Source organism: Streptosporangium sp. NPDC051022 (assembly GCF_040683035.1).
Classification (GTDB): Bacteria; Actinomycetota; Actinomycetes; order Streptosporangiales; family Streptosporangiaceae; genus Streptosporangium.
The window spans coordinates 138,905-159,878 of the sequence record NZ_JBFBCF010000024.1; the positions used below are offsets into that span (position 1 = coordinate 138,905).

At 71.7% G+C, this 20,974-nt stretch carries 19 protein-coding genes; 12 read left to right on the plus strand and 7 right to left on the minus strand.

Annotated elements, in window-relative coordinates; all coding sequences use genetic code 11:
* Positions 1–140: 140 nt before the first annotated feature.
* From deoC to AB0N02_RS32355, 4 genes are read left to right on the plus strand one after another with little or no spacing between them, the layout of a single operon-like run.
* Positions 141–1,091, plus strand: coding sequence for a deoxyribose-phosphate aldolase (gene deoC, locus AB0N02_RS32340; RefSeq protein ID WP_363954133.1), 951 nt, complete (start codon positions 141–143; stop codon positions 1,089–1,091).
* Between the two features lie 3 nt (positions 1,092–1,094).
* A complete protein-coding gene (locus tag AB0N02_RS32345; protein ID WP_363954135.1) occupies positions 1,095–2,522 on the plus strand; it encodes an aldehyde dehydrogenase family protein in 1,428 nt (475 codons plus the stop codon).
* Positions 2,515–2,712, plus strand: coding sequence for a hypothetical protein (locus AB0N02_RS32350; protein WP_363954137.1), 198 nt, complete (start codon positions 2,515–2,517; stop codon positions 2,710–2,712). The genes AB0N02_RS32345 and AB0N02_RS32350 overlap by 8 nt, the downstream gene beginning before the upstream one ends.
* Positions 2,705–3,622 carry an aldehyde dehydrogenase family protein gene (locus AB0N02_RS32355; RefSeq protein ID WP_363954139.1) on the plus strand — a complete coding sequence of 306 codons (918 nt, stop codon included), beginning with the start codon at positions 2,705–2,707 and terminating at the stop codon, positions 3,620–3,622. Before AB0N02_RS32350 ends, AB0N02_RS32355 begins: the two co-directional genes overlap by 8 nt.
* 78 nt (positions 3,623–3,700) lie before the next feature.
* Here AB0N02_RS32355 and AB0N02_RS32360 read toward each other — a convergent pair whose 3' ends face one another.
* The 3 genes from AB0N02_RS32360 to AB0N02_RS32370 all read right to left on the minus strand — a co-directional run bounded on the left by AB0N02_RS32360 (position 3,701) and on the right by AB0N02_RS32370 (position 6,140).
* The gene (locus AB0N02_RS32360) at positions 3,701–5,008 is read right to left on the minus strand and encodes an amidase family protein (protein ID WP_363954141.1); all 1,308 of its coding nucleotides are present in this window, start codon (positions 5,006–5,008) and stop codon (positions 3,701–3,703) included.
* Positions 5,009–5,098: 90 nt separating this feature from the next.
* A complete protein-coding gene (locus AB0N02_RS32365; RefSeq protein WP_363954143.1) occupies positions 5,099–5,296 on the minus strand; it encodes a hypothetical protein in 198 nt (65 codons plus the stop codon).
* Positions 5,289–6,140 (minus strand): SPFH domain-containing protein, encoded by an 852-nt coding sequence (locus AB0N02_RS32370; protein ID WP_363954145.1) that lies wholly within the window; start codon positions 6,138–6,140, stop codon positions 5,289–5,291. Before AB0N02_RS32370 ends, AB0N02_RS32365 begins: the two co-directional genes overlap by 8 nt.
* Before the next feature lie 102 nt (positions 6,141–6,242).
* Between AB0N02_RS32370 and AB0N02_RS32375 the strand changes: the two genes are divergently transcribed.
* Positions 6,243–7,031, plus strand: coding sequence for a hypothetical protein (locus tag AB0N02_RS32375; RefSeq protein ID WP_363954147.1), 789 nt, complete (start codon positions 6,243–6,245; stop codon positions 7,029–7,031).
* 327 nt (positions 7,032–7,358) lie between these two features.
* Here the strand turns inward: AB0N02_RS32375 and hrpB are convergent, their stop codons facing one another.
* The gene (gene hrpB, locus AB0N02_RS32380) at positions 7,359–10,007 is read right to left on the minus strand and encodes an ATP-dependent helicase HrpB (protein ID WP_363954149.1); all 2,649 of its coding nucleotides are present in this window, start codon (positions 10,005–10,007) and stop codon (positions 7,359–7,361) included.
* A gap of 279 nt (positions 10,008–10,286) precedes the next feature.
* Here hrpB and AB0N02_RS32385 point away from each other — a divergent pair, with 279 nt between their 5' ends.
* Complete coding sequence (locus tag AB0N02_RS32385; RefSeq protein ID WP_363954151.1) at positions 10,287–10,472, plus strand: hypothetical protein; 186 nt, start codon at positions 10,287–10,289, stop codon at positions 10,470–10,472.
* A gap of 254 nt (positions 10,473–10,726) precedes the next feature.
* Here AB0N02_RS32385 and AB0N02_RS32390 read toward each other — a convergent pair whose 3' ends face one another.
* Entirely contained in the window at positions 10,727–11,569 is an 843-nt protein-coding gene (locus AB0N02_RS32390; RefSeq protein WP_363954153.1) for an undecaprenyl-diphosphate phosphatase, read from the minus strand.
* A gap of 146 nt (positions 11,570–11,715) precedes the next feature.
* Here AB0N02_RS32390 and AB0N02_RS32395 point away from each other — a divergent pair, with 146 nt between their 5' ends.
* The 4 genes from AB0N02_RS32395 (at position 11,716) to lipB (ending at position 14,390) form a co-directional block, all read left to right on the plus strand.
* Positions 11,716–12,207 carry a SigE family RNA polymerase sigma factor gene (locus AB0N02_RS32395; RefSeq protein WP_363954155.1) on the plus strand — a complete coding sequence of 164 codons (492 nt, stop codon included), beginning with the start codon at positions 11,716–11,718 and terminating at the stop codon, positions 12,205–12,207.
* Positions 12,204–13,376 carry a hypothetical protein gene (locus AB0N02_RS32400; RefSeq protein ID WP_363954157.1) on the plus strand — a complete coding sequence of 391 codons (1,173 nt, stop codon included), beginning with the start codon at positions 12,204–12,206 and terminating at the stop codon, positions 13,374–13,376. Before AB0N02_RS32395 ends, AB0N02_RS32400 begins: the two co-directional genes overlap by 4 nt.
* Before the next feature lie 167 nt (positions 13,377–13,543).
* Positions 13,544–13,729, plus strand: coding sequence for a PspC domain-containing protein (locus AB0N02_RS32405; protein ID WP_363954159.1), 186 nt, complete (start codon positions 13,544–13,546; stop codon positions 13,727–13,729).
* 22 nt (positions 13,730–13,751) lie between these two features.
* Complete coding sequence (lipB, locus tag AB0N02_RS32410; RefSeq protein WP_363954161.1) at positions 13,752–14,390, plus strand: lipoyl(octanoyl) transferase LipB; 639 nt, start codon at positions 13,752–13,754, stop codon at positions 14,388–14,390.
* 189 nt (positions 14,391–14,579) lie between these two features.
* Here the strand turns inward: lipB and AB0N02_RS32415 are convergent, their stop codons facing one another.
* Positions 14,580–16,121, minus strand: a complete 1,542-nt coding sequence (locus AB0N02_RS32415; RefSeq protein WP_363954163.1) for an amino acid permease — start codon at positions 16,119–16,121, stop codon at positions 14,580–14,582.
* Positions 16,075–17,076: a phosphotransferase gene (locus tag AB0N02_RS32420; RefSeq protein ID WP_363954165.1), complete on the minus strand. Its 1,002-nt coding sequence runs from the start codon at positions 17,074–17,076 to the stop codon at positions 16,075–16,077. The genes AB0N02_RS32415 and AB0N02_RS32420 overlap by 47 nt, the downstream gene beginning before the upstream one ends.
* Positions 17,077–17,152: 76 nt before the next feature.
* Here AB0N02_RS32420 and AB0N02_RS32425 point away from each other — a divergent pair, with 76 nt between their 5' ends.
* Together AB0N02_RS32425 and AB0N02_RS32430 are read left to right on the plus strand one after the other, a co-directional pair.
* Positions 17,153–19,825 (plus strand): FAD-dependent oxidoreductase, encoded by a 2,673-nt coding sequence (locus AB0N02_RS32425; RefSeq protein ID WP_363954167.1) that lies wholly within the window; start codon positions 17,153–17,155, stop codon positions 19,823–19,825.
* A gap of 172 nt (positions 19,826–19,997) precedes the next feature.
* The coding region (locus tag AB0N02_RS32430) for a cation transporter (protein WP_363954180.1) at positions 19,998–20,974 on the plus strand (977 nt) is incomplete at its 3' end.

Genomic DNA, 20,974 nt, shown 5'->3' on the forward strand with positions numbered 1-20,974 from the left:
CAAGCGAGGCTGGGGTGGCCGGAACCTTGCCGTGTCCCACTCCCGCAGTCGGCGAATGTTGACGAAAAGCAGTGGAGGGACTGGGCAGCGTCCGGTTTGGAACAATACTCACCAGTCGGCATCCTGGAGAGGTGTCAACTATGACTACTTCGCTCGCCGACGTGGCGGGGTCCACCCCCGCGTCCAACGTCGCGTTGCGGAACTTCCTCCACGGCCTGCCCGGTGTCGACCGTGTGGGCGCCGACCAGCGAGCCGCGATGCTCGGCACCCGATCGATCAAGACGACCGCCAAGGCGAAGGCGATCGACCTGGCCATCCGCATGGTGGACCTGACCACCCTCGAAGGCGCCGACACGCCCGGCAAGGTTCGCGCGATGTGCGCGAAGGCGGTCCGTCCCGACCCGAGTGACCCCTCCGTGCCGAAGGTGGCCGCCGTCTGCGTCTACCCCGACATGGTCGCCGGGGCGGTGGCCGCGCTCGGCGGCTCCGGCGTGAAGGTCGCCAGCGTCGCGACCGCCTTCCCCAGCGGCCGCTCGTCACTGGACGTCAAGGTCGCCGACACCTCGTTCGCGGTCGCGGCCGGAGCCGACGAGATCGACATGGTGATCGACAGAGGTGCCTTCCTGTCCGGCGACTACCTCAAGGTCTTCGAGGAGATCGTCGCGGTCAAGGCCGCCTGCGGCGAGGCCCACCTGAAGGTCATCCTGGAGACCGGCGAACTGGCCACCTACGACAACGTACGGCGCGCGTCCTGGCTGGCCATGCTGGCCGGGGGAGACTTCATCAAGACCTCGACGGGCAAGGTACAGCCCGCCGCGACCCTCCCTGTGACGCTGGTCATGCTGGAGGCGGTCCGCGACTTCCTGGCTGAGACGGGCCGCAAGGTCGGGGTGAAGCCCGCGGGCGGCATCCGGACCACCAAGGACGCGATCAAGATGCTGGTCCTGGTCAACGAGACCGTCGGCGACGGCTGGCTGGACCCGGACTGGTTCCGCCTCGGCGCCTCCAGCGTGCTCAACGACCTGCTGATGCAGCGCCAGAAGATGGCCACCGGCCGGTACGCGGGCCCCGACTACTTCACCCTGGACTGATCGATGTTCGAATACGCACCGGCCCCCGAGTCCCGCGACGTCGTCGACATCAAACCCTCCTACCGGCTGTTCATCGGCGGTGAGTGGGTCGACTCCCAGGGCGAGAACCACAACAAGACCATCAACCCCGCCTCCGAGGAGGTCCTGGCCGAGGTCGTCTGGGCGACCGAGGCGGACGTCGACAGGGCGGTCAAGGCCGCCAGGAAGGCGTTCGGCCCCTGGTCGGCCATGCCCGGCTCCGAGCGGGCCAAGTATCTGTTCAGGATCGCCCGCATCATCCAGGAACGCTCGCGCGAGCTGGCCGTACTGGAGTCCCTGGACAACGGAAAGCCGATCCGCGAGTCCCGTGACGTGGACCTGCCGCTGGTCGCGGCGCACTTCTTCTACTACGCGGGCTGGGCCGACAAGCTGGGCTACGCCGGGTACGGCCCCGACCCCCGGCCGCTGGGCGTCGCCGGTCAGGTCATCCCGTGGAACTTCCCGCTGCTCATGCTGGCGTGGAAGATCGCCCCCGCGCTGGCCTGCGGCAACACCGTCGTCCTCAAGCCCGCCGAGACCACCCCGCTGACCGCGCTGCTGTTCGCGGAGATCTGCGAGCAGGCCGACCTGCCGCCCGGCGTGGTCAACATTGTGACCGGCGCCGGCCAGACCGGCGCGGCGCTGGTGAACCACCCGGACGTCGACAAGGTCGCCTTCACCGGCTCGACGGAGGTCGGCCGCCTGATCGCCAGGTCCGTCGCCGGGTCGGGCAAGAAGGTCACCCTGGAGCTCGGCGGCAAGGCCGCCAACATCGTGTTCGACGACGCCGCGCTCGACCAGGCCGTCGAGGGCGTCGTCAACGGGATCTTCTTCAACCAGGGGCATGTCTGCTGCGCGGGCTCGCGCCTGCTGGTCCAGGAGTCGATCGCCGAGGAGCTGCTGGACGCGCTGAAGCGGCGTCTGGCCACGCTCCGCCTGGGCGACCCGCTGGACAAGAACACCGACATCGGCGCGATCAACTCCGCGGCCCAGCTCGCCAGGATCCGGGAGCTGTCCGACCTCGGGGAGGCCGAGGGCGCCGAGCGCTGGTCCCCGGCGTGCCCGCTGCCCGACAGGGGCTTCTGGTTCCCGCCGACGATCTTCACCGGGGTGGCCCAGTCGCACCGGATCGCCAGGGAGGAGGTCTTCGGGCCCGTGCTGTCCGTGCTGACCTTCCGCACCCCGGCCGAAGCCGTCGAGAAGGCCAACAACACCCCGTACGGCCTGTCGGCGGGCGTGTGGACGGAGAAGGGCTCGCGCATCCTGTGGATGGCGGACCGGCTCCGTGCCGGTGTGGTGTGGGCCAACACCTTCAACCGGTTCGACCCCGCGTCGCCGTTCGGCGGCTACAAGGAGTCGGGCTACGGCAGAGAGGGCGGACGACACGGTCTGGAGGCGTATCTCGATGTGTGACCATCACGGGTCCCGGCGCCGCCCCCGCCGCGCCCAGGCCACCAGGAACCACGGCTTCGCCCGCGCGGGACGTCCGGTGTTGCGCGGCTGGTTCGCCCACCGGTGCGGGGTGAGCCGCTGCGGTCAGATCTTCGTGCCGGCCAGGCTGGCGCAGCAGGAGAGCAGCTGGAGAGGGCGGGGAGATGAGTAAGGCCGAGTCCGTACGGCTGGCCGTGCGCAAGACGTACAAGCTGTACATCGGCGGGGCGTTCCCGCGGTCGGAGAGCGGAAGGTCCTACGCCGTGACCTCCTCGAAGGGCGACTTCCTGGCCAACGCGTCCAAGGCGTCCCGCAAGGACGCCCGTGACGCGGTCACCGCCGCGCGCAAGGCCTTCTCCGGCTGGTCGGGCGCGACGGCCTACAACCGGGGACAGATCCTCTACCGCGTGGCCGAGATGCTGGAGGGCCGCAGGGCGCAGTTCGTCGCCGAACTGGCCGACGCGGGCACCGGGAAGGCCGAGGCGGGCAGGGTCGTGGACGCGGCCGTCGACCGGCTCGTCTGGTACGCGGGCTGGTCGGACAAGATCACCGCGGTGGCCGGGGCGGCCAACCCGGTGGCGGGGCCGTACTTCAACCTCTCCTCGCCCGAGCCGACCGGGGTGGTCGCGCTGGTCGCCCCGGACGACCCGCTGCTCGGGCTCGTCTCGGTGGTCGCGCCGGTGATCGTCACGGGCAACACCTGCGTCGTGGTGGCCAGCGAGCGGGCCCCGCTGCCGTCCATCACCCTGGCCGAGGTGCTCGCCACCTCCGACCTGCCGGGCGGCGTGGTCAACGTTCTCACCGGCTCGGTGGCGGAGATCGCCCCCTGGCTGGCGGCGCACATGGACGTCAACGCCCTCGACCTCACCGGCGTCGCCGACCGGGACCTGGCGGTCGCGTGCGAGGCGGCGGCGGCGGAGAACCTCAAGCGGGTCCTGCGCCCGGCCACGGGTGCCGCGGGGACCGCGGGAGCCTCGGGGGTTCGCGGCGGCGACGGGACCGACTGGTTCGCCGACCCCGGCACCAGGCGGATGACGGCGTTCCTGGAGACCAAGACGGTCTGGCACCCGACCGGCGTCTGAGCCCGTACCGGTCCGCGGCGGATGCCCGCCGGTCCGGCCGGGCCCCGCCGGGTTCGCCGGGCCGCCGGGATCCGCCGCTCAGCCGAGCGGGGCGTGGCGGAGCCAGGGGTGGGCGCTCTCCAGCTGGAGCGCCAGGGCCATCAGCAGGGACTCGCCTCCGGGCGGGGCGACGAGCTGGACGCCGATCGGCATGCCGGTGGAGTGCCAGCCGTACGGAATGCTCATGGCGGGCCAGCCCGCGATGTTCCAGCAGGCGGTCGCGGGGGCGTACGTCACGTTGACGCGCATGTTCTTCAGCAGCCCGCGGCGGCCCCAGCGTTCCGCGGCGGGCGGGACGGTGGCGAGCGTCGGGGTGACGAGCACGTCCACGTCGCCGAACCACTGCCTCGCCCCGTGGGCGCGCCAGCGTTCGCGGCCTGCCGTGCCGGTCATCCCGATCCTGGCGAGCAGCCCGCCCGCCCTCGCCAGAGACCGGGTACGGCGCTCCAGCCTGCGCGGGTCGAGTCCCCGCACGTCCGTCCGGGCGCACGCCAGCCAGGTGGTGATCGCGGCGCTGCCCAGCCAGCCGGGCAGCCGCGTCTCGTGCTCGACCACGGTGTGTCCCGCGGCGCCGAGGGTGTGGGCGGCCTCGACCACCGCCCGCTGGAGCTCCGGGTCGATGGTGAATCCCGGTGGCAGCGGGACGCGGGCCACCCCGATCCGCAGCCCCTCCGGCGCCGCGAGGCCGGGGGGCGACAGGGACATGTCGTCCGCCATCACCGCCAGGGCCAGGGCGAGGTCGGTCACGGTGGTGGCCAGCGGGCCGTTCTCCGACATCCCGTACCAGTCGTGCTCGGGCGGCGGGACCGTCCTGCGCCCCGGTTTGACGGCGACGATCCCGCAGCAGGCGGCGGGGATGCGCAGCGAGCCGAGCCCGTCGGTGCCGTGGGCCAGCGGGACCATCCCCGCGGCCACCGCCGCCGCGCTCCCGCCGGAGGAACCGCCCGGGGTGCGCTTGGGATCCCACGGGTTGCGGGTCAAGGCGTACACGCTGTCGCAGAACCCGGCCAGGGACAGCTCGGGCACGTTGGTGATCCCGACGACCACCGCGCCCGCCGCCCGAAGGCGGGCCACCACCGGGTGGTCCTCGATCGCGGCGGCCGACGGCGTCGCCACCGACCCGTTGCGCGCCGCCTCGCCCCTGATCGCCACGTTGTCCTTGACGGCGACCGGCACGCCCGCGAGCGGCAGGCCGGCCAGATCCCCCCGCTCCTGCACGGCCCGCGCCTCGGCGAGCGCCCGCTCGGCGCGGACCTTCCGGAAGGCCCCGATCCGCCCGTCACGTTCGGCGATCGCCTGGAGGTGCTCCTCGACGACCGACGGCGCGGTGGTCTTCCCCCGTCGCACGGCCTCTGCTATTTCGGCTGCGGACTTTCCCACCCACGACATAAGACCGAGTTTTGTCCGGCGAGTGCGCCAGGGGAAGCGTCTCACATCTCAATCAGATGACTTGTCCGGCTCATCGGCGTTATCCCGCTCGCCCCGCCTGAGGTCGCGGCCCGCCCCCCTGAGCGCCAGGCGCAGCGCGTACTCCAGTTGGGCGTTGATGCTTCGCAGGTCGTCGGCCGCCCACTTGGCGATCGCCTCGTAGACGGCCGGATCGAGCCTGAGCAGGATCTTTTTCCGCTCAGGCATACAGGCTGCCGGCGTTGACCACCGGCTGGGTCGCCCGGTCGCCGCACAGGACGACCAGGAGGTTGGACACCATCTGCGCCTTGCGCTCCTCGTCGAGCTCCACGACCCCCTCCTCGGCCAGCCTGGTCAGTGCCAGCTGGACCATACCAACCGCGCCGGCGACGATCTGGGTACGCGCCGCGACCACCTGGGTGGCCTGCTGGCGGACCAGCATCGCCTGGGCGATCTCGGGCGCGTAGGCGAGGTGGGTGATGCGCGCCTCCAGGACCTCGACCCCCGCCAGTTCGGTGCGGTCGACCAGCTCGGTGGTGAGCTCGGCGGCCACCTCGGCGCCGTCGCGCAGGCTGGTCTGGCCCTCCTCGTGGGCGTCGTAGGGGTGGCTGGTGGCCAGGTGCCGCACGGCGGCCTCGGACTGGATCGCGACGTACTCCTCGTAGTCGTCCACGGCGAAGGCGGCCTTGGCGGTGTCGGTCACCCGGTAGACGACGACGGCCGCGATCTCGACGGGGTTGCCGTCGGCGTCGTTCACCTTGAGCTTGGTCGTCTCGAAGTTGCGCACCCGCAGCGTGATCCGCTGCTTGGTGGTGAACGGCAGCACCCACTGGAAGCCCGCGTCGCTCACCGATCCGACGTAGCGGCCGAGGAACTGCACGACCTTCGCCTCGTTCGGGTTGATCACCACGAAGCCGCTGAGGACGACGACCGCGATGACTCCCCACAGGATCGCGGCCCCGATGAGGACCGGGATCCCCAGTGTCAGCGCCACCCCGGCCATGACGGCGCCGAGCAGCAGCAGCCCGATCAGAACGACGAAACCGTTGACCCGGAAGGCATGACGCTCCATGTCTCCACCTTTGCTATCGAAGTGATATCACTACGATAGCGCGTAATGGGGTGGCATGTGAATCGCAAGCCACCCCCAAGCGCATTCGCGGACACTCGGGGCATGTGGTTCCTCGATCGCACGGCCCGGCAGTTACGCCTCAATCCCGCCCTGCTCACCTACCGCCCGACCGATCCGGCCAGGCTGGAGAGCCTGCTCCGCCAGTACGACCCCGGCCTGACCGTGACGGGAGACTGGTTCACCACGTGGGACACCAGGCTGCGCCGCGCCGAGATCACCGAGGAGCAGGCCGCGCTCGCCCGAGTCCCGGCCGACCGGCGCGGGGCGATCATCGCCTGCGGCGGGGAGCGGACCGTGAGCCGCCACCTCCTCGCGGGCCTGGCGTGCCGCCTCGGCGGCACGCTGCACCCGCCCGGAGCGTGGGAGGAGCGCGTGCGCCTCGAGGTGCACATGGACGGGCACCTGCGTCTGGGCTGCGAGAGGGTGGCCGGGCTGGTGCGCCCCATCCTCGGGGAGCGGACCGTCCACCACGGTCACGACCTGCGCCTCTGCCACATCGAGGGCAGGAGGGGCGACCCCATCCTCGTCACCTACGAGTACCCGCCCGCGTGTTCCTCCGGGCACCGGCTCGGGCAGGGGCTCGGACAGCGCCTCGGGCACGCTCTCGGGTACCGCTCCGCCCTTTCGCCGTCCGGCGGCACGGTGCGGGACTCCGGCCACGTGGTCGGCCTGAGCATCGAGACCCGCGACCCGCACCGCTCGGACATGGAGGTCCTCTACCGGGCGGCCCTGGCGGTCTCCTCCGCGACCGGCGGCGGCATCTACTCCATGGACTTCCTCGTCACCCGCTTTGAGGACGTCCTCCCCGTCAAGGACCACCCGGTACGGTGACCCTCCGGGGGCCGCCCGATCAACGCCCCCGCGTTTCCGTGTGCCTTCGGATTCGGTCCTCGCAGGGGATGCCCGGTGTGGTGCCCCGTGCCCCCGCATGCCTTCGCCGGGTCCGGAACTCTCCCGGCCCCCGTGGCCGGCATCATCCGGGCCGGTACGGCGGGCGGCGACTGACCGCCCTTGCGCCTGCCGGTCAGCCGGACCACCAATCATCCGCGCCGGTACGGCGGGCGGCGGCACGGACCCGATCGGCGCCGACGAGCGGCGCGTGACCCGGAGAACGCCGAAGGGGGAGCCATGCCGGATCTCCGGCGGTCCCGGACCCGTTCAGCGGCGGGGGTTGGTACGGCGGGTGGCCACGGCCGACAGCGGATCCTCGGGCCAGGGGTGCTTGGGGTAGCGGCCGCGTAGCTCCGCCCTGACCGAGCGGTAGCCGTCGCCGCGCCAGAAGGAGGCGAGATCGGCGGTGACCGCCGCGGGCCGTCCCGCGGGGGAGAGCAGGTGGATCACCAGCGGCACCCCCGCCACGCACGGCGCCTCGTCCCAGCCGAACAACTCCTGCAGCTTGGCGGCCAGAACGGGCCGCTCGCCGGAGTAGTCGACCCTGATCCGCGACCCGCTCGGCACCTCGATCCGCTCTGGGGCTGTGTCCTCCAGGCGCGCGCTCCAGGGAACCAGGCGGCCGAGCGCCGAGGCCACGTCGAGACGCTCCAGGTCGGCTCTGCGGCGGGCACGAGACAGCTCGGGCTCCAGCCACAGGTCGGCCGCCTCGACTAGGGCGTCGTCGTCCGTCGCGGGCCAGGGGGCGCCGAGCGTCCGGTGACAGAAGGCCAGGCGTTCGCGCAGGGCGACGGCCTCGGGCGTCCACCGCAGGATCGACAGGCCCTCGGTGCGCAGGCCGTACAGCAGGGCGGGCCTGACGTCGGCGTCGCGCAGCGGAGCCGAGGCCAGCTCGACGGCCCCGAGCCGCTCCACCCGGCGCGCCGAGACGTCACCGCGCCGCTCGCCCGGAGGAACCCGCCAGCCGATCTCCTCCCCTGAGGAGTACAGCGGGGCGGCGGCGAGCCGGGCCGTCTCCTCGTCGATCACGACGGCCTGCCTGATCCGGGCCGCCGCCGATCCCGCGGGCCGGTCGGCCACCGCGATCGCCAGCCACCGCGCGTCGCCCAGCCGCGACGCCGGGGGCAGCTCGGCCGCCGTCCCGGACACCATCAGGTAGGAGTCGCCCCGCCGTCCGGCCACCCGCTCGGGGTAGGCCAGCGCCACGACCAGCCCGGCCAGGGCGTCGTCGCCCGGCCGCGAGTCCGCGGCGGGACCGGTCCGGGGCGATCGGTCCCGCCTGTCGGCGGCCCGGGCCAGGCGTTTCGCCTCCTGACGCCAGCGGGCGGCGAATCCGTCACCGCCCCGGCGGGCCGCGCGCCAGACCGCGACCAGGTCGTCGTCCGCGTCCCGGGGAAGCTGCTCGGACAGCAGCGCGATCACCTCGGCCGCCTCGGCCCCGACGTCGAGCAGGGCCCGGGCCAGCCGCGGGTGAACTCCCACCTCCGCCATCCGGCGGCCTCTGGCCGTGACCCGTCCGCCGGGCGCGTCCAGGGCGCCCAGGGCGTGCAGGGTCCGCCGGGCGGCCTCCAGCGCGGCGGGCGGGGGCGGATCGAGCAGGGCCAGCCCGGTGGCCGCGGGGTCGCCCCAGCAGGCCGCCTGGAGGGCGAAACCGGTCAGGTCGGCGAGGGCGATCTCGGGCTGGGAGTGGTCGGGGAGCCGGTCGTGCTCGGCCGGGGACCAGCACCGGTACACGAACCCCGGGGCCTCCCGCCCCGCCCGGCCCGCGCGCTGGGTGGCGGAGGCCCTGGACACCCGGACCGTGGTCAGCGAGCCGAGCCCCCTGGCGTGGTCGGTGCGCGGCTCGCGGGCGAGGCCGGAGTCGACCACGATCCGGACGCCGGGAACGGTCAGGCTCGACTCGGCGACGGAGGTGGCGAGCACGACCCGCCGGTGCGCGCCCGGCGACAGCACGGCGTCCTGGACGCGGGCCGGGGCCTGGCCGTGCACCTGGAGCACCTCCACCCCCCGGAGCTCTCCGGTGCCCTGGAGCGCCGCGGCCACCCTGCCGATCTCGCCGACCCCGGGCAGGAAGCACAGCACGTCCCCCTCCTGCTCGCCCAGCGCGCGCCGTACGACGTCGGCCACATGGGAGAGGAAGGCGGGATCCACCCGCAGGCCGCGCGGGGGCGTCACCGGCCTGGGCGCGGGGGCCCAGACGGGGGTGACGGGATGGGCGGTGCCGGAGGCGTGCACGATCGGCGCGGGCGGGGGCGTGTCCGGTCCAGGGGCGGCGGTGCCGGAGCCGAGCAGCCGGGCCCAGGGGGCGGCGTCGGCGGTCGCCGAGGCCGCGACGACGCGAAGGTCGGGACGGAGGGCGGACCGGACGTCGAGGAGGAAGGCCAGGGCGGTGTCCGCGTCCAGGTGGCGCTCGTGACACTCGTCCAGCAGGACCATGTCCACGCCGCCGAGTTCGGGGTCGCGCTGGAGTCGCTGGAGGAGCACCCCCGTGGTGACGACCTCGACGAGCGTCTCCGCGCCGGCCCGGCGTTCGCCGCGGACCGAGAAGCCGACCTCGGCGCCCACCTCCGACTCCAGCAGCCACGCCATCCGCCGTGCCGCGGCCCGTACCGCCATGCGGCGGGGTTCGGCCACGACCACCCGCTTCGGTGGCGAGCCCCTGCCCGGCCCGCCCGGCCGCTTCGGCCCGCCCGGCTCCTGTGGTCCGCCCGGCCTGTTCGGTGCGGCGTCACCGCCTGGCCTGCTCGGCCCGTCCGGTGCGACGTCGCCGATCAGCCCTGCCAGGGCGAGAGGGACGAGCGTGGTCTTGCCGGTGCCGGGCGGCGCGGTGAGCACGGCGACGCCCCGCTCGTCCAGGGCCGCGAACAGCTCGGGCAGGACGTGACGGACGGGAAGGGCGGACCACTCTGAACGCACCAGGCCAGTCTGTCCGACCCGGGCCGTCCCCGGGACGCCCCCCCGGGACGGCCCCTTCGCCGCCGTGGCCGCCATGATCGTTCAGTGGTCGAAATCACCCGGACGGTATTTCCCTAAAAAAATGTATATCCGGTATTTCGTTTCTCATTACAGCGCGAATGGTCTATCGGAAATCGGGCCCGATGTAACCCGGCGGTCATATTCCTTTGTTTTCCCGTGTGCAATATATGGATCGGGTCGCGTTCCACGATTCCGGTCGGTAGAAAGGCAGTGAGTCAGATGAGTGAAGCTCAGGCCATCAGCAAGGAAAGCCTCGCCGCAGCTCCCAAGATCTGGAGGTACGTCCTCCAGCCCAACCCCGCGGCCGCCGTCGCTTTCGTCAACAGGGCTCCGGCCCAGGTGGCGGGAGAGGCGGTTTTCACCAACCGTGCCGACGGCCAGGTCGACGTCTACTACTTCCTCTGACCGACAGATCCATGTAAGACACGCCGTATTGGACCGCTCCAGGCACGGTCGATGAGGTTGTGAACGGCGTGTCTCGACGGGCAGGGCCATCTCCGGAAGGGGGTGGCCCTGCCCCCGTTGACGCCCCCGTTGACGCCCTCGCTGCCGGCCCGCGAACCGTTTTCCGGCGACGGTCCCGCCGCCGGTCCCGCTCCCTCACCGCCCACGGGCGACCGCGTTCAGGCCGTGGCTCGGATCGTGGTTCAGGCCGTGGTTCAGGCCATGGGGTTGAGGACGCGGGTGCTCACCAGGGTGATGATGAGGATGCCCAGCAGGATCCGGTAGATCACGAATCCGGTGAAGCGGTGCGTGCTGATGTACTTCAGGAACCACGCGACCGCGGCGTAGCCGACGATGAACGAGATCGCGGTGGCCAGGAGCGTCGGGCCCCAGGCCGGGGTCTCGGCGTCGCCGCCGATCTTGAAAAGCTCCAGCACGCCCGCGCCCAGCACCGCCGGGATGGCCAGCAGGAAGGAGTACTTCGCGGCCTCCTCCCTGCGGTAGTCCAGCAGCAGGCCCGCGCTGACCGTGCCGCCCGAGCGGGAGACACCGGGGATCAGGGCGAGTGCCTGGGCGAAGCCGTAGATCAGGGCGTGCGGGAAGCTGAGGTGCCGCTCCAGCGTGAGCTTGTTGCGGGCCGTACGGTCGGCGAGCCAGAGGATCGCACCGAAGACGATCAGGGTGGTGCCGATCAGGCGCAGGTCGCGGAAGACGGTCTCGATGCTGTCCTTGAACAGCAGGCCGAGCACGACGATCGGCAGGGTGCCGACGATGATGTACCAGCCCATCCGGGCGGCGTGGTGCTTGCGCAGCTCAGGAGTCCACAGTGCCCTGACCCAGGTGGAGATGATCTCCCAGATCTCCTTGCGGAAGTAGATCACCACCGCGGCCTCGGTGCCGATCTGGATCACCGCGGTGAACGCGGCACCCGGATCCGGCCAGCCGAACAGGGCCGACACGACTCTGATGTGGGCGCTGGAGGAGATCGGCAGAAACTCTGTCAACCCCTGAACGAGCCCGAGGACCACCGCTTCGAACCAGCCGATCAACTTGGGCACCTTCCGTCCCAGCGCGTGTGTGACGTAGGCGAGGCTAGCGGAGCCGGGGACCTTACGTGACCCGGTCATTCGGTTGAGATCGGGTGTCATCCGGATACGCGGTCCGGACGGTAGTCATCCTCGAAGGCGTCAGGCTGGAGGCAAGGATGACTGAGTTCGCGGAGTACGTCGCGCAACGCCACGAACGACTGCGAAGAACGGCGTATCTACTGGTCAGGGATTGGGCGGCCGCCGAGGACCTGGTGCAGACGGCGCTGGCCAGGGCCTGGCTCGCCTGGCGCCGGATCGACGGCGATCCCGATCCCTACGTCTACCGGATCATCGCCAACACGCACGCCTCCTGGTGGCGGCGGCGCTGGCGCGGGGAGATCCCGACGGGGGAGTTGCCGGACCGGGCGGACGGGCGGGACTTCACCCGGGAGGTAGGCGACAGGGACGCGCTGTGGACGGCGATCGGCACGCTGTCGAACCGTCAGCGGGCGGTGGTCGTCCTGCACTACTTCGAGGAGATGACCCTGACCCAGGTGGCCGACGTGCTCGGCTGCTCGGTCGGGGCGGTCAAGAGCCAGCTCGGCAGGGCTCTGACCCGGTTGCGGGTCGACCAGGGGATTCGGACGATGACGGGAGCGGAGCGATGAGCCACACCGAGCACGATCTGAGGGAACTGCTCGCCTCGCGCGGTCAGGAGGGCGGCGGCGGGGGCTCCGCCCGGCTTGACGAGATCATCGCGCGGGGCCGGAGAATCCGGCGGCGCAGATGGACCGCCGCGGCGGCGCTCGCCGTGGCCGTGACGGCCGGCGCGGTCATGGCGCCGCCCCTGCTGTCCGGCGGCCGTGACGCGAAGTCCGTGACCGCCGCCCAGGTCGGAAGGGCCGAGGGAGCGGCGCGGGGGGAGGGGGTACGGCTGGCCGGCGCGCGCTCGGAGAGCACGGGCAAGGTGGAGCGGCTCTCGTTCACGCCGAAGAGCGACAGGACCCTCTACCGGGTGGACTGCGCGGCCGACAGCCGGGTGTTCCTGCGGTTCGGCGACCGGGTGGACGCCGGAAGATGCGGGACGGACAGCAAGGGGAGTCACTGGAACACGGCCGGCGACCTCAAGGGGACGAGCCCCGGCGTCCCCGTCACGGTCGAGGTGTTCACCGTCCCCGCCTCGCAGGTGCCCCGCGATCTCAGGGACCGGGGCGACGACGGCTTCTCCTCCGCGGACTTCGACCGGGTGCTCGCAGCCTCCGAGCCGGGGGCGGCGCTGTGGGAGGTCGCGATCCACGACGGGGGCGTCTCCACCAGGTCCTGCTCGCCGGACATCTGCCTGAGCAGCGGCACGAGGTTCGCCACGCAGGGTGAGCGCAACCTCGCCGGTCTGCCCAACGGGCACCAGGTCGAGGGCGGTCACCTCACCCGGATCAACGAGAGGTTCACCTTCCGGGCCGAGCTGAACGGCGGGGCGCGGGTGTACGTCAGGTGCGCGCGGGAGGACCTGCACGCCTTCATCTGGGCGGGAAGGGCCGACGGAGACGGGGTCCTCGCCAAGTCGCTGCCGTGCGGGGCGAAGCCCGCGCGCTGGGAGTTCCACGCCAACGGCCCCACCGAGGTCACGGTCGCCGTCGTACGGCGCGACCGGGTGCCGGGCGGAGCCGACTTCACCTCGGACCTGCAGGCCGCCTCCAAGAGCGCCAGGCGGCTCCTGGGAACGCTCAGGCCCGAGGCGGGGAACTGGGACGTCTCCATCCAGCAGTGGGACGAACCGGCGGACAAGGTCTCCGTCTCCGAGGGACCCGACGGGCCGGTGTACACGTTCAAGGACTGAGGTTCAAAGACTGAGGTTCAAGGACTGAGGCCGGGAACCGGGGCGCCTATCGGGCGGGGCGTCCCGGAGCCGACCCTGACAGGGTTTTCTCAGGGACGTCTCGGGAACGGGGGTGTTCCCTCACTCCGTTGAACCGGGTGAGAGAAACAACGACTCGGGAGGCATACGTGCACCGTTCGAGAAACCACAAGATCCTCGCCGGCGTCTGCGGCGGGATCGCGGAGAGCCTCGGCTGGTCGCCCACGGTCGTCAGGGTGCTGTGGCTGCTGCTGTCCCTCATCCCGGGACCGCTGTGGATCGTCTACGTCGCGCTGTGGATCCTCGTCCCCAAGGCTCCGGCGGTTCGTTACTGATTGGGCTGGTTAGGCTGGGGGCATGAGGGAACGGCCGCTGGCACTGTTGCAGGACGACCTGGTGGACTACGAGAAGGCGATGGAGCGGATGACCGACCTGGTCGGTCAGCGGCAGCGCGACGAGCGTCCCGACACGCTCTGGCTCCTCAGTCATCCGCAGGTCTACACCGTCGGCAGGCGCACGCAGCCGGAACACCTGCCCGACCCCTCTCACGGCATCCCGGTCGTGAACACGGGCCGGGGCGGCCAGCTCACCTACCACGGCCCGGGCCAGCTGGTCGGCTACCTGATCGTCAAGCTCGGCGAGAACGAGGGGATCGTCGACTACGTCCGCGAGGTCGAGCTCAGGCTGGTGCGCGCGCTCGGCGCGCTGGGGGTCCCGGCGGAGCGCCGCGACACCCCGCCCGGCTCCGAGCTCCTCACCGGCGTGTGGACGACGGACACGGGCCGGAAGATCGTCTCGATCGGCATGCGGCAGAGCCGCAGCGTCACCAGCCACGGGTTCGCCCTCAACGTCGAGGGCGACCTGACGCCGTGGAGCTGGGCGGTCGCCTGCGGCATGCCCCAGGTCGACATGACCTCGCTGAACCGTGAGGCCTCCGCCGCCGGAGCCATGGACCGGGTCAGGACCGCGGTGGCGGAGGCCTTCGAGGCGCGCTGACCGGCCGATCTCCACCCGCGGGGGGCGGGGCGGAACGGGCGGTCAGCCGTTCTCGGGTGCTCCGGCGGACCTTCCGCCGGAGAGCCGGGCGAGTCGGGCAAGCCTGGATGGACCGGGCAAGCCGGGACGGGCCGGGGTGAGCCTGAGGAGTCGGAGTGAGCCTGGGAGCGGGTCAGTCTGGGAGCGGGGTCAGCCGACCGGCTGGCCCTCGTCGATCGTGTCCTCGTCGATCGTGCGGCGCGGTCCGGTGAACCAGTGCCGGGCCGACAGCGCCCACCACAGTCCGACGCCCAGGATCATCACGCCCACCACGATGGGCGCGTAGTTCACCGCCGTCCAGGTGAAGCCCTCACTGAACGGCACGGCCGCCGGGACCAGCGGCATGATGAAGTAGATCGAGACGACGACGATCTCGATGATCGCGATCCAGCCCAGGACCCGGTACTTCGAACCGAGGGTCCACGGTCCCGGCTGGAACCGGTCGCCCATCCGCAGCCTCAGCCAGATCGGGATCGCGAAGGCGATGTAGAGGCCGATGACGGCCACCGAGACGACCGCGTAGAAGGCCAGCGGCAACCCGCCGGGGGCCTCGTAGAGGGCGGGAAGGGTCAGGACGAGCGCGGCGACGCAGCCGAAGACGATCGCGTTGACCGGGGTCCGGTTGGCGTCGACCTTGGACCACAGCCGCCAGCCGGGGACCGCGCCGTCCCTGGAGAAGGCGTAGGTCATCCGGGACATCGAGGTCACGCAGCTCATGCCGCAGAAGAACTGGCCGATGGTGGAGATCGCGAAGATCGCCGTGGCCAGGTTGCCGGGGAGCGCGGTGTCGAAGATGGCGCCGACGAAGCCGCCCGCCTTGTTGACCGCGTCCACGTCGGTGGCCGCGAACAGGAAGGCCAGCAGCAGGATCCAGCCGCCGATCGCCGAGTAGAAGATCGACTGCCACAGTCCCCGCGCGGCGGCGGTCGAGGCGCCCTGGGTCTCCTCGGAGACGTGCGCGCAGGCGTCGAAGCCGGTGATCGTGTACTGGGTCAGCAGGAAACCGAGCGGCAGGACGTAGAACCAGTAGGAGGAGTCGGAGAACCCGGAGTTGTTGATCGTCTCGGTGAAGACGAACGACATCGACTGGTGCGAATCGGGGCCGAAGATCAGAATGAGCACGACCACCGCCGCGCCGAACACGTGCCACCACACCGAGACGTTCTGCAGTACGGCGATCAGCCGGTGGGAGAAAATGTTGATCAAAGCGTGCAGGACGAGGATCACCGCGAACAGCGCGAACGCGTTGGTCAGGGTGGGGGTCCAGCCCGAGATGAACCGGCTGAGGGTGATGTTCATGAAGGTCGCGCAGCCGTAGTCGACCGAGGCCGTCACCGCGATCAGGCCGATCAGGTTGAACCACCCGGTGAACCAGCCGTGGACCGGCTTGCCCATCTTCGCCGCCCACCAGTAGATGCCGCCCGCGGTCGGGTAGGCGGACACCAGTTCCGACATGCACAGACCGATGATCAAGATGAAGATCGAGATCAGTGGCCAGCCCCACGAGATGGCGATCGGGCCGCCGTTGTTCCACGCCTGGCCGAAGGTGGTGAAGCATCCGGCCAGGATCGAGATGATGGAGAAGGAGATGGCGAAGTTGGAGAAGCCGCTCCAGGTGCGGGAGAGCTCCTGCTTGTAGCCGAGTTCAGCGAGTCTCTTCGCGTCCTCGTCCTGCTGGGCTGGCTTGGTCATTCAAGCCTCCTTGCGTCTTGCGTGTGTTGCGGGGGGTGGAGGATCCGGGGTGCGAGCCCCGGACGTCATCGACGAGCCGCCCGAACCCCGGATCGTCCAGGTCCCGTACGGCTCGCGCGAACTTGTCCGCGGCCTCCGCCTCGTAGTCGAAGTCGGCCGCGGCGGCCTGTTCCCCCAGCAGGCCGTGGTGCACGGCGAACCAGAGGGTCCAGGTCAGGTTGGACATGATCAGGTTGAGCCGGACCCTGGCGGTCAGCCGGGGGTCGTCCTCGCCGAAGTAGGCGCGGGCCAGTCCGCGGGTGAGGTCGGGGTCGTAGTCCGCCTCGGCGGCGATGTCGCCCAGTTCGAAGGCCGGGTCGTTGTTCCCGGACAGCTGGTAGTCCACGATCCTGATCTCGGCGCCGCAGCGGATGAAGTTCGCGGGCAGCAGGTCGTTGTGGCAGGGCACCGCGGGCAGCGGGTCGGCGGCCAGCGCGTGCTCGATCTCCGTCGCGGTCCCCAGCAGGTCCTCGTAGCCGTCGGGGGGCCGCAGTTCGTGGGTATGGCACAGGTCGAGGAATCGCTCGAGCTTGCGGAAGATGGAGAAGTCGTTGACGAACCGGGGCCCGGCGTGCAGCCTGCGACAGGCCGCCGCGATCGGTCCGGGGAGTGCCCGTACGGCGTCCGCGTCCAGGGTGACGCCGTCCAGATACTCCAGCAGCAGGGCGCCGGGCATCCGGCGCAGCACGCGCGGGCCGACGCCGGACTCGGCGGCCAGCAACGTGTTGGTGATCTCCAGGTCGAGGGGGATGCCGAGTTCGGCCTCGGAGACCCGGGGGTCGAGCACCCGCAGCAGCCAGCGCTGCCCGTCGGCCGCGTCGAGCCGGGCGACCCGATGACTGAGCCCACCCTTGATCGGCGTTTCGGTGACGGGCTGGCCCGCCCATTCCCGGACGTCTGCGAGAGCATCTGGCATGCCGAACTCCTTTGGCCTACCTTCATACCATTGATCCGATTGTGCGGACAGAGTTGTTACAGAGGGGTTGCCGACCTTGAACCTTCCCAACTCCGCGCGGGCCGTCGTGATCGGCGGTGGGGTGGCCGGATGCAGCGTCGCCTACCATCTGGCCAGGCTCGGCTGGAGCGAGGTGATCCTGGTCGAGCAGCACGAGCTGACCGAGGGGACCACCTGGCACTCGGCCGGATTCGTCGGCCAGCTCCGCTCGACCGTCACCCAGACCAAGATGATCATGTATTCGGCGGGGCTCTATCCCGAGCTGGCCGAACTGACCGGCATGGACCCCGGTTGGCGCGGGGTCGGGGGGCTGCGCCTGGCGACCACGCCCGAGCGGGTCGAGGAGTCGCTGCGGCTCGCCGGGGCCGCGGAGACCTACGGCCTGGACATCTCCGTCCTGTCCGGCGCCGAGGCGAAGGAGATGCTGCCGCTGCTGGAGGTGGGCGACGTGCGCGCCGCGCTCTGGCTGCCCGGGGACGGCTGGCTGGACCCGGCGCTGCTGGCCAGGGCGCTGGCGGCCGGGGCGGAGAAACTGGGAGTGCGGATCTTCACCGGCACCCGGGTGACGGGGATCGAGAAGGCGGGCGGGCGGGTCACCGGGGTCCGGCTGGCCTCCCGCGCGGAACCGGGCACGTGGACGGCGACCGTACGGGACGCCGGGCCGGGTGACGGACCGCAGGCCGGGGTGGGTGCCGGGAGGGAGCTCGACGGGAGCGCCGGAGCGGACCTCGAAGGGGGTGCGGCCTGGGAGGAGTGGTCGGTCCAGGCCGACACCGTGGTCATCGCGGCGGGGGCCGCCAGCGGGTGGCTCGGGCGGCTGGCCGGGGTGGACATCCCGATCGTGCCGATCAAGCACCAGTACGTCGTCACCGAGCCCTTCGGGGTTTCCTCCTCGGCGCCCACGGTCCGCGACCCCGACAACATCGTCTACTTCCGGGAGGAGGACGGCGGGATCCTGGTGGGGGGCTACATCCGGACCCCGGAGATCTGGGACACCGACCGCCCGCTGGTGGAGCCCCGGACCCTCTTCTCCCCTGACATGCCGAAATTTCAGGAATCGTGGGAGTCGGCGGGGCGGCGGGTTCCCGCGCTGGGCCGTACCTCGATCGTGAAGGTCGTCCACGGCCCCGAGGCCTTCACCCCGGACGGGGAGTTCCTGCTGGGGGAGACGCCGGTCAGGGGACTGTGGACGGCGGCCGGGTTCTGCGTCCACGGCCTGGCCGCGGCGGGCGGCGTCGGGAAGGTCATGGCCGAGTGGATCGTGGACGGCTCGCCCGAGTACGACGTGTTCGGCATGGACCTGCGCAGGTTCGGAGCCCACGCCCGGTCCGCCCGGTGGGCGCGTGCCAAGGCGCTGGACTCCTACTCCAAGTACTACGACATCGTCTACCCGGGCGAGGAGCGCACCGCCGCCCGTCCGCTGCGCCGCTCCCCGGCGTGGGTACGGCACGCGGAGCTGGGCGCGGTGTTCGGCGAGAAGGCGGGCTGGGAACGGGTCAACTGGTTCGAGTCCAACGCCGCCCCCGTCCCCGCTCCTGTCCCCACCCCCGTCTCCGCCCCCGTTGACGTCGACGCCGTCGACGCCACTCCCGTCGACGCCGCCCCCGCCCCGGCCGGCGCCGCCCCCTCCGAGGCGGGCAGGATCGGAGGGAAGGCGGCGTGGCCGGGGCGTCCGGCGGGCTGGGCGGGCCGCGTCTGGTCCCCGGCGATCCGCGCGGAGTGCCTGGCCACGCGCGACGCCGCCGGGCTGTTCGACCAGACCTCGTTCTCGAAGCTGGAGGTGTCCGGCCCCGGGGCGCTGACGGGGCTGCAGCGCGTGTGCGCCGGGCAGCTCGACCGGCCCCCCGGCACGGTCGTCTACACCCAGCTCCTCAACGAGCGCGGCGGCGTCGAGGCCGACCTGACCGTCACCCGCCTCGCCGAGGACCGCTTCCGCCTGGTCACCGGCACCGCCTTCGGCGTCCACGACGCGGCCTGGCTGCGCGGGCACGGCCTCGACGTCCGGGACGTCACCTCGGCCCACGCCTGCTACTGCCTGTGGGGGCCGCGGGCGCTGGACATCCTCGGCTCGCTCTCCGACGACGACCTGACCTTCGGATACATGAAGGCCAGGGAGATCAGCGTCGGGAACGTCCCCGTACTGGCCCAGCGGGTGACGTTCGTCGGCGAGTTCGGCTGGGAGCTGTACTGCCCGTCGGAGTACGGGCTCACGCTGTGGGAGGCGCTCATGGAGGCGGGCACCCCGTACGGCATGCGCCCCGCGGGCTACCGCGCGATCGACTCGATGCGCCTGGAGAAGGGCTACCGGGTCTGGGGGGCGGACATCACCCCGGAGACCACCCCGCTCGAAGCGGGCCTGGACTTCGCGGTCGCCAAGGACAAGGACTTCCTCGGCAGGGCCGCAACGGAGGCGGGCGGTGCGGACGGCGACGCCGCCCGGCGGCTGTGCTGCCTCGTCCTGGACGACCCGGCCCAGGTCTGTCTCGGCGGTGAGCCGGTCCGGCTCGGCGGCGAGCCCGCCTCCCGCGTGACCAGCGGCGGGTACGGCCACCGCGTCGACCGCTCCATCGCCTACGCCTACCTGCCTGAGGGGACCGCGCCCGGCACCCGTGTCGAGGTCGGCGTCACCGGCACGTGGGCCGGCGCGGAGGTCGTCGCGGAACCCCTCTACGATCCGGCCTCCGAGCGGGTCAGGCGTCTGCCGGCCTGAGTCCGTCCGGGCCGGGCGGAGGTGCCGGGGCGCCACCGGGGGCGCCCCGATTACCGCCCGCCGCGGCGGATCACGCACGATGGTGGTGGAAGCACAAGGAGTAACCGTGACGTCCACGACCACCACCGGGCCGCCCGCGGGCGCCGGCGAGATCGAACTCTCGATCGGCGGCATGACCTGCGCGTCCTGCGCGAACCGCATCGAGCGCAAGCTGAACAGGCTCGACGGCGTGACCGCGACCGTCAACTACGCCACCGAGAAGGCGAAGGTCGTCTTCCCCGAGGACGTCGACCCGCTGACGCTGGTCGCCGAGGTGGAGAGGGCGGGCTACAGCGCCGGACTGCCCGAAGCGGAGGAGGCGCACGAGGAACGGGAGCACGACGACCTCGCTCCGCTCCGGCGGCGTCTGGTCGTCGCGATCGCGCTGTCGGCGCCGGTCGTCGCGACGGCGATGATCCCGGCGCTGCAGTTCGACGCCTGGCAGTGGCTGTCGCTCGTCCTCACCGTGCCGGTCGTGGTCTACGCCGGCTGGCCCTTCCACCGGGCCGCCTGGACCAACCTGCGTCACGGCGCCGCCACCATGGACACCCTCGTCTCCGTCGGCACGCTCGCCGCCTTCGGCTGGTCGCTGTGGGCGCTGTTCCTCGGCGGTGCGGGCGCCCCCGGGCTGCGGCACGGGTTCGAGCACGCGCTCGCTGGGGGAGACGGCTCGGGCAACATCTACTTCGAGACCGCCGCGGTCGTGACGACGTTCATCCTGGCGGGGCGTTACTTCGAGGCCCGCTCCAAGCGCCGCGCGGGCGCGGCACTGCGGGCCCTGCTGGAACTGGGCGCCAAGGACGTCACCCTGGCCTCGGGGAAGGTCGTCCCCGTCGAGTCGCTGCGGGCCGGTGACCTGTTCGTGGTACGGCCCGGCGAGAAGATCGCCACCGACGGCGTGGTCGAGGAGGGCACCTCCGCCGTCGACGCCTCCATGCTCACCGGCGAGTCCGTCCCTGTCGAAGTCGGCCCCGGCGACCCCGTGACCGGCGCGACCGTCAACGCCGGCGGCCGTCTGACGATCCGCGCCACCCGCGTCGGCGCCGACACCCGGCTGGCCCAGATGGCCCGCCTCGTCGAGGAGGCCCAGACCGGTAAGGCCCAGGTCCA

What these genes read in the sequence shown, in the direction of transcription:
- AB0N02_RS32375 (WP_363954147.1), top strand. Translation starts at nt 6,243, where the DNA reads ATGTGGTTCCTCGATCGCACGGCCCGGCAGTTACGCCTCAATCCCGCC.
- AB0N02_RS32355 (WP_363954139.1), top strand. Translation starts at nt 2,705, where the DNA reads ATGAGTAAGGCCGAGTCCGTACGGCTGGCCGTGCGCAAGACGTACAAG.
- AB0N02_RS32370 (WP_363954145.1), bottom strand. Translation starts at nt 6,140, where the DNA reads ATGGAGCGTCATGCCTTCCGGGTCAACGGTTTCGTCGTTCTGATCGGG.
- lipB (WP_363954161.1), top strand. Translation starts at nt 13,752, where the DNA reads ATGAGGGAACGGCCGCTGGCACTGTTGCAGGACGACCTGGTGGACTAC.
- AB0N02_RS32350 (WP_363954137.1), top strand. Translation starts at nt 2,515, where the DNA reads ATGTGTGACCATCACGGGTCCCGGCGCCGCCCCCGCCGCGCCCAGGCC.
- deoC (WP_363954133.1), top strand. Translation starts at nt 141, where the DNA reads ATGACTACTTCGCTCGCCGACGTGGCGGGGTCCACCCCCGCGTCCAAC.
- AB0N02_RS32400 (WP_363954157.1), top strand. Translation starts at nt 12,204, where the DNA reads ATGAGCCACACCGAGCACGATCTGAGGGAACTGCTCGCCTCGCGCGGT.
- AB0N02_RS32420 (WP_363954165.1), bottom strand. Translation starts at nt 17,076, where the DNA reads ATGCCAGATGCTCTCGCAGACGTCCGGGAATGGGCGGGCCAGCCCGTC.
- AB0N02_RS32345 (WP_363954135.1), top strand. Translation starts at nt 1,095, where the DNA reads ATGTTCGAATACGCACCGGCCCCCGAGTCCCGCGACGTCGTCGACATC.
- AB0N02_RS32415 (WP_363954163.1), bottom strand. Translation starts at nt 16,121, where the DNA reads ATGACCAAGCCAGCCCAGCAGGACGAGGACGCGAAGAGACTCGCTGAA.
- AB0N02_RS32365 (WP_363954143.1), bottom strand. Translation starts at nt 5,296, where the DNA reads ATGCCTGAGCGGAAAAAGATCCTGCTCAGGCTCGATCCGGCCGTCTAC.
- AB0N02_RS32385 (WP_363954151.1), top strand. Translation starts at nt 10,287, where the DNA reads ATGAGTGAAGCTCAGGCCATCAGCAAGGAAAGCCTCGCCGCAGCTCCC.
- AB0N02_RS32395 (WP_363954155.1), top strand. Translation starts at nt 11,716, where the DNA reads ATGACTGAGTTCGCGGAGTACGTCGCGCAACGCCACGAACGACTGCGA.